Genomic DNA, 11,639 nt, shown 5'->3' with positions numbered 1-11,639 from the left:
GCAGTTGTGCATTTGAAAATACCGTAACCAACTCAGCAGCCGTTCGACATCTAAGCACGAATGCGACGATGGAGCGCTAAAATAGCGGTGATGACTACTGGCCAACTGTGGGAAGCGTTAACGGCTGGAGCGTGCGCGGCTCGGAGGCTTCCCACGACTTGATGTCGAGAGCGAAGCGCGTGTCAGCCACGGCACTGCCATGAGGCTGGACGCCCATGTAGTGCAACAGGCTGCCGCTGGCCGCCAATACGCGATACTCCGCGAACATCACGCTGTAGCGCGCCGTTTCGCGCAGGATCTGCACGTTCACGCGGGTATTCTGGGCATCGAGCACGTCCAGCAGCGAGCGCTCACCGATGGTGAACTGATCGCGATAGGACGAGACGAGATCAGCCGAAGACGAGAGCTGGTCACTATAGACCGTCGCCAATTCGCCCTGGCTCTTGAGGCGCAGCCAGGATTCACGGACAGCTTGCTCGACTTCGCGCACGGTCTGGTCGAACACCAGCTTGGCTTCGCTTTCGCGGCGCAGTTCTTCCTGGACCTGAGCACGACCGATGCCGCCGTCAAAGATGTTCCAGCGCATCGAAAGGCGCATGCTGGCGTCGTTCTGCCAGCCGCTTGAACCGGACAGATCAAGACCGGTGGCCGCACGGCCTTCGATCTGAACCTTGGGGCGCAGGCCCGATTCCGCCTGGTCGACCAGAGCCGAAGCGGCGTCGATGTCGGCACCCGCGGTCTTGGAGCGCGGATTATTGACGATCGCATTGGCGATTGCGACTTCCAGGGACGACGGAATGGCGCTGCTGGCGCGCGGCGGCGAACTCACCGTGCCCGGCATCATGCCGACATAGGTCTTGAATTCGATCTGCGCGGCAGCGAGTTCGACACCAGCCTCGGTGAGGCGGGCGCGGGCAGCGGCCAGCCGTTCGATCGACTGGAAGCGATCAGCTTCGGTAAGCTGGCCGTTCTCGATGGCCGTCGAGACGTCCTGCGACATGGACTCATGGAAGGCGACGTTATCGCGATTAAGCCCAACGATCTGCTGCTGCAGCAGCACCTGGTAATAAACGCGGACGATCTGGAGGGCGATGAATTCGCTGCGCTCCATGACGCGATGCGAGGCGCTGTCGACGCGCGCAGCCTGCCGCGCCACTTCGGCATCGCGGAAGCCGCCGTCATAAAGATCGAAGGTCGCGGTGATGCCAATCTGGCTGGGGTAAAGCGCGTCGCCCTCGATACCGGCGGCACGACGCGATGGCGTATTGAGCAGCTGCACGCCGGTCGACGCTTCAAGGTCCACGCGCGGAGCATAGAGACCCTCGGCCTGGCGCAACTCGAAACCGGTTGCGTCGTGGTTCTGAATGGCCTGGCCGATCTCGGGATTGCTTTCCATGGCAATCGTCACGGCTTCATTTAGGCTCATGGCACTTGCGATGGCCGGCGCGAAGAAGACGACACTCGACAGCAAAGCGGCCTTGAGGAAATTATTCATGTTTACTTGCCCCCCGGCAAACAGCGCTAGCGGAACGATACGTAGCGCGCGTGGAAGCAATCACACTTCTGGACCGATTCCTCGTCCAGGTGACCACCGTCCAGATACCCAACTGCGGCGGAACAGGCCCACCGCGCTTCCATTGCCCAGATGAATGCCGGCGAGCGCGAAGCCTGCACGGAAGGATTGCTCATGCCATCCCTGGCGCTTTCGAAATTTGCCCAGACCGTCTGCTTGACCACATCGAGCGGCTGCATCGGCAAGGTCGACTGGCGATAGCTGACACAGCTTCCGCCATAATACCCACCCAGATCTGCTGCACTAACGGCACCAACTGAACTCACGACAGCAGCCGCAACTACAAACCGCAAAACGTTATGCAAACGCATGGATGGATATCCCCCTTACTTGGGACCATTACATGCGGGTCAAATCAAGTGCAAGTTGCCAAGTGCGCGCAACACTTTATTAAACGGGAACCGATGCTGAAATGTCGCACCGGCCAAGTCGCTCTAAGTCCCCAGTTTTTCCGCGGCGACACTATTAGACCATCAAAAACCCCGAAAATTGCCAGGATTCCTACTTATCCGCAACAAGTCTAGTGGGCAGTAATTCGCCCTGCTCGCTGAGGATGGAGTAAGCAATACCGGTTAGGAGCGAATTGATCCGGCGCAGCGCGTGCATAGTTTCAAGGTGCAACTCGCTGGTTTCGAAGCTGTTCGGATCGCCTGATCGGAGCCGGGCGAAGTGTTTCTCCATGCTCTTCCTTTCCATCAGCCCCACCTCATCTTTCTCGGCGACCAGCTGTCGCGCCGATTCGGCATCCTCCGATACCAGTACATTGAGCGCGAGTTGCATATTGGCCAGCACCTTGGCGTGGAGGTCCGTCAACTCCTCCCACCCAGGTTGCGAGAAGGTGATGCGCCGGCCCTGCTTCTGGTCGGCGACGCGCAGCAATTCGCGCGCGATGATGTCTCCGGCCTGTTCGAGCGCGATCGCGAAGATGCTGAGATCGGAGGCGCGACGCGACTGCGCTTCATCCATGCACCCCCAGTCGAGGCGCGTAAGGAACAGCTTGATGGCGCGATTGGCACCGTCAACCTCGGGCTCCAGATCCTTGACCCTGCGGATGGCAGCCTTGTCGCCGCTGCGCACGATGTCCATGACGGGCTGCAGCATGACTTCGACCATTTCGCTCATCCGCAGCAGCTCGCGCGTGGCGCTGGCCAGGGAAGCGTCGATATTGCCGTGAGGATCGGCGACCAGTGCCGTGCGGCGCAAACGGGCGATGTCCGACTGCCCGGCAGGCGACGCATCCTTCAGCAGCATACCCGTCAGCCGGTCGACAAACCGCACCAGCGGCAACCCCAGGATCAGCACACTCAGATTGAAGAGGATATGCATAAGACTTGCCTGCTGCCCTACCGAGCCGGGAAGACCGAGTGCATGGACCTCTAAAACCTGGACCAACGCCAGGCAGAGCAGCGCCGCGCCGCCGCGGAGGAGCACGGCCCCGGCAGCAATGCGGCGAGCGCGCAGATCCCCGCCCCGCGCCATGCCAAGCGCGATCAGCGTTCCGCCGAGATTGGCGCCCAGAAGGAATGCCGCAGCGATTTCGAAAGGAATGATACCGGCGGTGCCAAACGTAATGATGACCAGAACGCTGGCCACTGATGAATAGGATATCCAGGTCACCAGCGCCGCCACGATGAAACTGGTCCAGAGATCACCGCGCAGGTAGTTGACGATCACCGCCAGCGCTTCGCTGTCGCGCCAGGGCGCTGTGGCTTCCGACACCATTTCGAGCGACAGCAACACGAAGGCAATGCCGAGCACCATGCGCCCGACCTGCTTGGTCCGTCGCTCGGTGCCGCGCAGGAACAACAGCCCGCCAACGATGATCAGGGGCGCGACAAACAGCGACAGGTCGAAGGACAGAATGCTGGCGACCAGGGCCGACCCAAGATAGGCGCCGAGCATCAGGGCCAGGCCCGCGGGCACTGAAAGGAGCCCGCCACTCGCAAAACTCGCCGCGAGCGCCGCGACGGCGGTCGAACTCTGCAGGGCCACCGCCAGCATGGTGCCGATGAAGGCGGCACTCAGGCGACTGCGTTCGGCATGGCCGAGCGTACGCTTGAGCTCGGCGGAATAGGCCCGCTCCACCGCCGTGCGCACCATCCGCACCGCCCAGAGCAGCAGGACGACGGCAGCAATCAACTGGACGATGAAGAAATACATGGCCTTCTCTGGATCTGCCGGCGGGACGACAACACCGGCTCCTCATGATGTTCACATGAACGCCCGCGGCGCAACGCATTGATACAAGCTCTGACACTGCTCAGCGCCATAACCATAAACACCATATAAATCAGATAGATAATCATCTGATGCACGTGCACGGGATGTACGCGAATGTTCATATGAACTTTTTTGGGTTGCAAAGGCGCTTCCCAATGCTACCGTTTGCTCAGCACGGAGCGGGGAGGCTCCGGCCAAAAAACAAAGGGAGTGAGCATGTCCAAGAACACGTTGTGTCTGACGGTCGGGCTGGCCGCCATCTTGTCCGCGAGCCCGGCAATGGCGCAGACCGAGATCGCCTGGTGGCACGCTATGGACGCGGAACTGGGCCAGAAGCTGGAAGCCATTGCCAAGGGCTTCAACGACAGCCAGGACGACTATGTGGTGGTTCCCACCTACAAGGGCACCTATCCCGAAACCCTGACGGCGGCCATCGCTGCGTTCCGCGCCAATGAGCAGCCGGCAATCGTGCAGGTCTTTGAAGTCGGTACGGGCACGATGATGGCGGCGACCGGCGCCGTCAATCCGGTGTACCAGCTGATGGCGGATGCTGGCGAGCCGTGGGATCCGGCGGGCTTCCTCGCCCCCGTGACCGGCTATTATTCGGACACCAACGGCAACATCCTGTCGATGCCGTTCAATTCGTCCACCCCGATCATGTACTACAACAAGGACGTCTTCGAAAAAGCCGGGCTCGATCCGGAAGCGCCGCCCAAGACCTGGGCCGAACTCGAAACCATGGGGCGCCAGATCGTCGAGTCCGGGGCAGCGCCCTGCGGCTTCACCACCGGTTGGGTCAGCTGGATCCAGACCGAAAATCTCTCGGCGATCCATGACCAGCCCTACGGTACGCTGGAAAACGGCTTCGGCGGCCTGGGCACCGAGTTCACCTTCAATGGTCCTGTGCAGGTCAAGCACTGGGACAATCTCAAGAAATGGGCTGACGAGGGTATCTTCCAGTATGGCGGCCCGGTCGGCGGCGCCGACGCACCACCCAAATTCTACGCGCAGGAATGCGCCATCTACATGAACTCCTCGGCCTCGCGTGCCGGTGTGATCAACAATGCCAAGGACTTCGAAGTCGGGTTCGCTCCGCTGCCCTACTATGACGACGTGACCACCGATCCGAAGAACTCGATCATCGGCGGCGCCACGCTCTGGGCGCTCAATGGCAAGGCTCCGGAAGTCTATACGGGCGTCGCGAAGTTCTTCACCTACCTCTCGAGCCCTGAAGTCCAGGCCCAGTGGCACCAGGATACCGGCTATCTGCCGATCACCAATGCCGCCTACGAGCTGGGCCAGGAAGAGGGCTATTACGAAGCCAATCCAGGTTCGGACATCGCGATCAACCAGATCACCCGGGGTGAGCCGACGGCCAATTCCAAGGGCGTGCGCTTCGGCAACCTGACACAGGTCCGTACCGCGGTGGATGAGGAATTCGAGGCGCTGCTTTCGGGCAGCAAGACCGCCCAGGAAGCTCTCGATGCCGCCGTACAGCGCGGCAATCAGATCCTTCGCGACTTCGAAGCCGCCAACAGCTGATCCGAGCCAACCGCCCCGGTCATTGCATCGGGGCGGTTTGGCCGGGCGGTCGATGGCCGCCCGGTCCATCTGGACCTGACTTTGGGGGAGCTTCCGGCCCATGCAAACCAAGCGCACCATTTTTCCGAACAGGGTCCTGCCCTATGCGCTGCTGGCGCCGCAGCTGGCAGTGACGCTGATCTTCTTCATCTGGCCAGCCGCGCAGGCCGTGAAATCGTCCTTCGAGCGTGAAGATCCCTTCGGTTTCCGCACCACCTTCATCTGGTTCGACAACTACCTGCGGCTCTTTGCCGAGCCTGGCTACCTCAATTCGCTGAGCAAGACGGCGATCTTCGCGGTTTCAGTCACCCTTTTGTCCATGAGCCTGTCGCTGCTGCTGGCTGTCGCGGTCAACCGGGTGATCAGGAGCAACCGCGCCTACACGACCCTGCTCGTCTGGCCCTACGCCGTCGCACCTGTCGTGGTCGGCATTCTCTGGTGGTTCATGTTCAATCCCACCATCGGCATCGCCCCCTACCTGCTGCGAGGCCTCGGCATCAGCTGGAACCACCGGGTGGATGGCAACCAGGCCATGATCCTGGTGGTGATCGCGGCCAGCTGGAAGCAGATCTCGTACAATTTCCTGTTCTTCGTCGCGGGCCTGCAATCCGTGCCGCAGTCGCTCACCGAAGCGGCGGCGATCGATGGCGCCGGCCCGTTCAAGCGGTTCTGGACCATCGTATTCCCGCTGCTGTCGCCGACGACCTTCTTCCTGCTCATCGTCAATATCAACTACGCGATGTTCGACACCTTCGGCCTTATCGACGCCACCACCAATGGCGGCCCGAACCAGGCGACCAATATCCTCGTCTACAAGGTCTATGCCGATGGCTTCCTCGGCCTCAACATCGGCTCGTCGGCCGCCCAGTCGGTGGTGCTGATGTTCATCGTCATCGTCCTCACCGTCGTCCAGTTCCGCTACATCGAGCGGCGCGTACAGTATTAGGGAGCCCGGAATATGGTAGAAAATCGCCCCTGGCTCAGCATCCTCACCCACGCGGTGCTCATCGTCGGCGTCGTCATCGTGGTGTTTCCGGTCTATCTGGCATTTGTCGCCTCGACCCACGGCAGCGGCGACTTCATGCGGGGCCTGGTGCCACTGCTGCCCGGCCCGCATCTGGTTGAAAACTACGGCCGCATGCTCACCGAAGGCATCTCCACTGCCGGCGCACCGCCGCTGTCGATCATGCTGATGAATTCGTTCATCATCGCGGTCATCATCGCTGTCGGAAAGATCGCCATCTCGCTGCTCTCGGCCTATGCGATCGTGTTCTTCAAGTTCCCGTTCCGGCTGCTGGCGTTCTGGATCATCTTCATCACGCTCATGCTTCCGGTCGAGGTGCGCATCATTCCCACCTTCGCGGTGGTGGCGAACCTGGGCCTGCTCAATTCCTATGTCGGGCTCACCTTGCCGCTGATCGCTTCGGCGACGGCGACCTTCCTGTTCCGCCAGTTTTTCCTGACAGTGCCGGACGAATTGATGGAGGCGGCCCGCGTCGATGGCGCGGGGCCCATGAAGTTCTTCCGCGATATCCTCCTGCCCCTCTCGCGCACCAATATCGCGGCGCTGTTCGTCATCCTCTTCATCTATGGCTGGGTGCAGTATCTCTGGCCCCTGCTCGTGACCACCGACAGCAAATATTACACCGTGGTCATGGGCATTAAGCGGCTGGCTGCCACGGCCGATGCCGAACCGCTCTGGAACCTCGTCATGGCCTCGGTGATCCTGGCCATGCTCCCTCCCGTCCTTGTCGTCATCTTCATGCAGCGCCTGTTCGTCAAAGGCCTCGTGGAAACGGAGAAATAAGCCATGGCCACGATCGACCTGATCGACCTCAAGAAAAACTACGGCAATGTTCCAGCCGTTAAAGGCGTCAATCTCCGCGTTGCCGATGGCGAACTCATCGTGCTGGTCGGCCCGTCCGGCTGCGGCAAGTCCACGCTCCTGCGCATGGTGGCGGGACTTGAAACGGTCAGCGAGGGGCGTATCGAGATCGGCGGGCGCGACGTGGTCAAGGCCGAGCCGGCCGAGCGCGACATCGCCATGGTGTTCCAGAACTATGCGCTCTACCCGCACATGACCGTGCGCGGGAACCTTGAATATGGCCTCAAGAACCGCGGCACGCCGCGCGAAGAAATCGACCGTCGCGTCCGGGAGGCAGCCGACATTCTCGAGATCGGCGCCCTGCTCGAGAGGAAGCCGCGGCAGCTCTCGGGCGGTCAACGTCAGCGCGTAGCCATGGGCCGCGCCATCGTGCGCGAACCGGCGGCCTTCCTTTTCGATGAACCGCTCAGCAATCTCGATGCCAAGCTGCGCGTGCAGATGCGCGTCGAAATCCGCAAGTTGCAGCGGCGCCTCAAGACCACCAGCCTCTATGTCACCCACGACCAACTCGAGGCCATGACCCTTGCCGATCGGCTGGTGGTAATGAATGGAGGCCTCGTCGAACAGCTCGGCACGCCGACCGAGGTCTACGATCGCCCCGCGACCCTGTTCGTGGCGGGCTTCATCGGCTCACCGCCGATGAATCTCATTCCGGTGTCCGCACTGCCCGAGGGTCCGGACGCGAGCGCGCTTCCTCCAGGCACCGACGTCATCGGCATCAGGCCCGACGCCTTGTTCCTGGCGCCGCAGGACGGGTCGTCCATCGCGCTCAAGGGCACAGCGGAACTGCTCGAACCGATCGGCTGGGAAAGTCATCTCCACGTGCGGATCGAGCGTTCCGGCCAGTCTGTCGTGCTCAGCGTGCCAGGACGCCCGGATATTGCGGAAGGGTCAGAAGTCATGCTCTACGCTCGCGCCGCCGACATCCATCCCTTCAACGCCCAGACAGGCCGTCGAACCGACGCCGCTGTCGCAAATCTGTAGCACAATCAGCCTAAGGGCCTGCCACCCTCACACGAAGACGCCTCATGACATCTCCTTCCTATCCCGGCCCCACCAGCAACGAAGTCCAGGCCCACCGCGGCGCGTCGGCCATCGCGCCCGAGAATACGATCGCGGCCTTCCGTACCGCGGCGGAAGCCGGTGCAAAGTGGGTCGAGCTCGACGTGGCGCTCAGCGCCGACGGCACGCTCATGGTCATCCATGACGATACGGTTGACCGCACCAGTTCAGGCCAGGGTCCGCTCGGCGAGCTCACCGCCGCACAGATCGGTGCGCTCGACGGCGGCGCATGGTTCGACGCACGCTTCGCCGACGAACGCATTCCGACGCTTGCCGAGACGATTGCCGCACTGGGCGAACTCGGCCTCAGCGCCAATGTCGAAATCAAGCAGCACAAGCACCACAAGTCGCTCGACCAGCTGGTGCGCGCCGTACAGGCCGACATCGCCAGGCGGTCCGCCAAAACCGACATCATGATCTCGAGCTTCGACGCCGAGGCGCTCAAGGCCATGGCCGCCCTCGAGCCAGACCTCGAAATGGCGATGCTCTGGGTGCGTCCGCCAGACGATTGGGAGGCACGCCTGGAGGCCATTCCGGCCAAAACCATCCACATGCATTTCAAGGCGCTCAGCATCGGTTTGCTTGAAGAAACCAGCAAGCGGGGCATCAAGGTGCGCGCCTGGACCTGCAACGATCCTGTGCAACTGGTTTCCTTCTGGGATGCCGGTCTCACCGGCGTCATCACCGACGACCCCAAGGTCTTCCTGGGGTAGCGGGGTCATCATGGGGCAAGACATGCTGTCGAGCCGGCAACGCGATATTCTGGCCCTGATCGAGGCCGAGGGTGCTCAATATATCGAGCAGCTCGCGGCCCGCTATGCGGTCACGACCCAGACGATCAGGCGCGACATCAACGCGCTGTGCGACATCGGCTATGCCCGCCGTTTCCACGGCGGGGTGGATGCGCCCGTGGAAAGCCGCAACATTTCGATCAATGCCCGCGCCGCCCTCAACAGTGCTGCCAAGCGCAGGATCGCCGCCCGCATCGCCGCAGCCATCGAGCCGGGCTCGACGGTGTCGATGGGCATCGGCAGTACCGTGCAGTTCGTCGCCGAGGCCCTGCGCGGCCACAAGGGACTGCGCGTCGTCACCAACAATATCGACGTGGCGCTCATGCTGTGCGAGGCGCCGCAGGTCGAGGTGCATATGACCGGCGGCCTGCTCCGCCACAACGACCGCGACGTGGTGGGCGCGGACTCGCTGCAGTTCTTCGAAAAGTTTTACGCCAATTACGCCGTGATCGGTGCCGGCGCCCTGCATCCCGAAAAGGGCGTGTTGGATTTCAGTTATTCGGAAGCACAGACCACGACGACCCTGATCGCCAATTCGCGCATCCAGTTTCTCGCCGCTGATATCAGCAAGTGGACCCGCGACGCTTCGGTGCGGGTCGTGCCATTCGGTCGGGTCACCACGCTGTTCACCGATAGATTGCCCGAGGATGGCGTTGCGGCTGCCGCGCTGTCCGACGCGGGCACGGAGGTCGTGCTTTGTGAAACGGAGCCCGCCTGATGTTTCAGGGCCCCTCCCCCACTCCCGAAGACCTCAGCGGCGTGCGCTATCTTTTCACCGATATCGACGACACGCTCACCACCGAAGGCCGCCTGCTGCCACAGACCTATCAGGCACTGTGGGACCTGAGCGAGGCCGGGATAGACATCGTTCCGGTGACTGGCGGGTCAGCGGGCTGGTGCGAGCATATCGTGCGGGCCTGGCCCGTGGTCGCCGCCATCGGGGAAAGCGGCGCCTTCGTCATGACGGCAGAAGGCAATCGTGCGGCAATCGAGTTCTGGGATGACGAACAGCGCCAGCGCGACCGGCAGGAGGCGCATCTGGCGGCGATAGAACCGCTGCTCGACAGCCGCTTCCGACTGGCGCATGACCAGGGACTGCGGGTCGCCGACGTCGCTATCGACATTGTCGGGCACCCGCGCGACGCCGTTGACGATCTTGCCGCCCGCATCAGAGCCCTGGGAGGCACCGTCGCCATCAGTTCGGTCCACATCAACACCTGGCTTGGGCCCTACGACAAGCAGGCCATGAGTGCCCGCGTGCTGCGCCAATTTGGCGTCAGCGGAGGCGATGTCGCCCGCTTCGTCTCGTTTGTCGGCGACTCGCGCAACGATGCCCCGATGTTCGGCTTTGTGGGCAAATCGTTCGGGGTCGCCAATATTGCTTCGGTGCTGGCCGACCTCCCCACCCGCCCGCGCTGGATTTCCTCGCGCCCGGCCGGATTGGGGTTCGTCGAGGTGGCCGAAGCGCTGCTCGACGCCCGCGGCCGCTAACGGCCCGTTCACGCCGCAGTCTTTCTTCCTATTCATTTTATGCGGGCCCGAGGGTACATAGGCGGGCTGCCGCTGCGTTGAACCGCATACGAGCCGCATCGTCGTCCCTTGACGGACAACGACCTGAACCAGTGGGGCGAACAATCGTGACAGCGACCGGCCAGGCCAATCGACAGATCTGCTTTGTCACCAACGACACGCCCGATGCCGACGCCGCCGCGTCGCGCCTGCGCGCCCGCTATGGTGACTATCCGTTCGATGAGGCGCAGATCATCGTCGCCCTGGGCGGCGACGGATTGATGTTGCAGACGCTGCACCGCGCCATGAAAAGTGACGTGCCCGTCTACGGCATGAACTTCGGCTCGGTGGGCTTCATGATGAATGCCTTTTCCGAGGATCGGCTGTGCGAACGTCTCGAGGCAGCGCAAAGTACGCGCATCTACCCGCTCTCCATGACCGTTGTCAGCCAGGCCGAAGGTACGCGCACGGCGCTGGCGCTCAACGAAGTTTCCCTCTTCCGCTCCACGTACCAAGCGGCCAAGCTTCAGATCATTGTCGATGGCGAAGTCCGGCTCGAAGAGCTGGTCTGTGACGGCGTGCTGCTGTCCACGCCGGCCGGATCGACCGCCTATAATCTTTCCGCGCATGGCCCGATCCTGCCGATCGAAGCCCAGTTGCTGGCCCTGACGCCGATTTCGCCGTTCCGGCCCCGGCGCTGGCGTGGTGCAATCCTCTCCAACCGTGCCGCGGTCCGCTTCATCACGCGCGAACCGGGCAAGCGACCAGTCAGCGCCGTGGCCGATAATGTGGAATTCCACAATGTCCAGGAAGTGACGGTGAAAGAAGACCGCACACATGGCGTAACGCTGCTGTTCGATCCGGGCACGAGCCTCGAAGAGCGCGTGTTGACCGAGCAGTTCCGCTTCTAAGACCACCCCGCCCCGACGCCTGCACGTCCTTGGCCCTCATATCGGTCAGCTGGCCTGACCAGTTGACAGCTTGTGCGATTAGTTTTTAGCTGAGCGCTGACGTACGC

General features: G+C 62.2%; 11 protein-coding genes. 8 read left to right on the top strand and 3 right to left on the bottom strand.

What is annotated here, in order from left to right:
- Nucleotides 1-94: 94 nt before the first annotated feature.
- The 3 genes from CCK88_RS01795 to CCK88_RS01785 all read right to left on the bottom strand — a co-directional run bounded on the left by CCK88_RS01795 (nt 95) and on the right by CCK88_RS01785 (nt 3,733).
- Nucleotides 95-1,495, bottom strand: a complete 1,401-nt coding sequence (locus tag CCK88_RS01795) for a TolC family protein (protein WP_086468832.1) — start codon at nt 1,493-1,495, stop codon at nt 95-97.
- Nucleotides 1,496-1,521: 26 nt separating this feature from the next.
- On the bottom strand, nt 1,522-1,884 hold the full coding sequence (locus CCK88_RS01790) for a hypothetical protein (RefSeq protein WP_170926314.1): 363 nt from the start codon (nt 1,882-1,884) through the stop codon (nt 1,522-1,524).
- Nucleotides 1,885-2,074: 190 nt separating this feature from the next.
- A complete protein-coding gene (locus CCK88_RS01785; protein WP_086468830.1) occupies nt 2,075-3,733 on the bottom strand; it encodes a Na/Pi cotransporter family protein in 1,659 nt (552 codons plus the stop codon).
- A gap of 276 nt (nt 3,734-4,009) precedes the next feature.
- On the opposite strand from CCK88_RS01785, the gene ugpB reads away from it, so the two are divergent.
- The 8 genes from ugpB to CCK88_RS01745 all read left to right on the top strand — a co-directional run bounded on the left by ugpB (nt 4,010) and on the right by CCK88_RS01745 (nt 11,532).
- Nucleotides 4,010-5,335, top strand: coding sequence for a sn-glycerol-3-phosphate ABC transporter substrate-binding protein UgpB (gene ugpB / locus CCK88_RS01780; protein WP_086468829.1), 1,326 nt, complete (start codon nt 4,010-4,012; stop codon nt 5,333-5,335).
- 100 nt (nt 5,336-5,435) lie between these two features.
- Nucleotides 5,436-6,320 carry a sn-glycerol-3-phosphate ABC transporter permease UgpA gene (gene ugpA, locus CCK88_RS01775; protein ID WP_086468828.1) on the top strand — a complete coding sequence of 295 codons (885 nt, stop codon included), beginning with the start codon at nt 5,436-5,438 and terminating at the stop codon, nt 6,318-6,320.
- Nucleotides 6,321-6,332: 12 nt separating this feature from the next.
- Nucleotides 6,333-7,181 carry a sn-glycerol-3-phosphate ABC transporter permease UgpE gene (gene ugpE, locus CCK88_RS01770; protein WP_086468827.1) on the top strand — a complete coding sequence of 283 codons (849 nt, stop codon included), beginning with the start codon at nt 6,333-6,335 and terminating at the stop codon, nt 7,179-7,181.
- Between the two features lie 3 nt (nt 7,182-7,184).
- Entirely contained in the window at nt 7,185-8,243 is a 1,059-nt protein-coding gene (locus CCK88_RS01765) for a sn-glycerol-3-phosphate import ATP-binding protein UgpC (RefSeq protein ID WP_086468826.1), read from the top strand.
- A gap of 44 nt (nt 8,244-8,287) precedes the next feature.
- Nucleotides 8,288-9,034, top strand: coding sequence for a glycerophosphodiester phosphodiesterase family protein (locus tag CCK88_RS01760; RefSeq protein ID WP_086468825.1), 747 nt, complete (start codon nt 8,288-8,290; stop codon nt 9,032-9,034).
- 10 nt (nt 9,035-9,044) lie between these two features.
- Nucleotides 9,045-9,830 (top strand): DeoR/GlpR family DNA-binding transcription regulator, encoded by a 786-nt coding sequence (locus tag CCK88_RS01755; protein ID WP_086468824.1) that lies wholly within the window; start codon nt 9,045-9,047, stop codon nt 9,828-9,830.
- The gene (locus CCK88_RS01750; RefSeq protein ID WP_425290626.1) at nt 9,827-10,603 is read left to right on the top strand and encodes an HAD-IIB family hydrolase; all 777 of its coding nucleotides are present in this window, start codon (nt 9,827-9,829) and stop codon (nt 10,601-10,603) included. The genes CCK88_RS01755 and CCK88_RS01750 overlap by 4 nt, the downstream gene beginning before the upstream one ends.
- A 146-nt stretch (nt 10,604-10,749) precedes the next feature.
- Nucleotides 10,750-11,532, top strand: a complete 783-nt coding sequence (locus CCK88_RS01745; protein WP_086468822.1) for an NAD kinase — start codon at nt 10,750-10,752, stop codon at nt 11,530-11,532.
- Nucleotides 11,533-11,639: the final 107 nt, after the last annotated feature.

Source organism: Devosia lucknowensis (assembly GCF_900177655.1).
GTDB classification, from domain to species: domain Bacteria; phylum Pseudomonadota; class Alphaproteobacteria; order Rhizobiales; family Devosiaceae; genus Devosia; species Devosia lucknowensis.
The sequence above is the reverse complement of the archived record's forward strand: the minus strand, read 5'-3'. Positions and strand labels throughout refer to the sequence as shown.

Coding starts and splice junctions, on each gene's coding strand:
- CCK88_RS01795 (WP_086468832.1), bottom strand. CDS start 1,495: ATGAATAATTTCCTCAAGGCCGCTTTGCTGTCGAGTGTCGTCTTCTTC.
- CCK88_RS01790 (WP_170926314.1), bottom strand. CDS start 1,884: ATGCGTTTGCATAACGTTTTGCGGTTTGTAGTTGCGGCTGCTGTCGTG.
- CCK88_RS01785 (WP_086468830.1), bottom strand. CDS start 3,733: ATGTATTTCTTCATCGTCCAGTTGATTGCTGCCGTCGTCCTGCTGCTC.
- ugpB (WP_086468829.1), top strand. CDS start 4,010: ATGTCCAAGAACACGTTGTGTCTGACGGTCGGGCTGGCCGCCATCTTG.
- ugpA (WP_086468828.1), top strand. CDS start 5,436: ATGCAAACCAAGCGCACCATTTTTCCGAACAGGGTCCTGCCCTATGCG.
- ugpE (WP_086468827.1), top strand. CDS start 6,333: ATGGTAGAAAATCGCCCCTGGCTCAGCATCCTCACCCACGCGGTGCTC.
- CCK88_RS01765 (WP_086468826.1), top strand. CDS start 7,185: ATGGCCACGATCGACCTGATCGACCTCAAGAAAAACTACGGCAATGTT.
- CCK88_RS01760 (WP_086468825.1), top strand. CDS start 8,288: ATGACATCTCCTTCCTATCCCGGCCCCACCAGCAACGAAGTCCAGGCC.
- CCK88_RS01755 (WP_086468824.1), top strand. CDS start 9,045: ATGGGGCAAGACATGCTGTCGAGCCGGCAACGCGATATTCTGGCCCTG.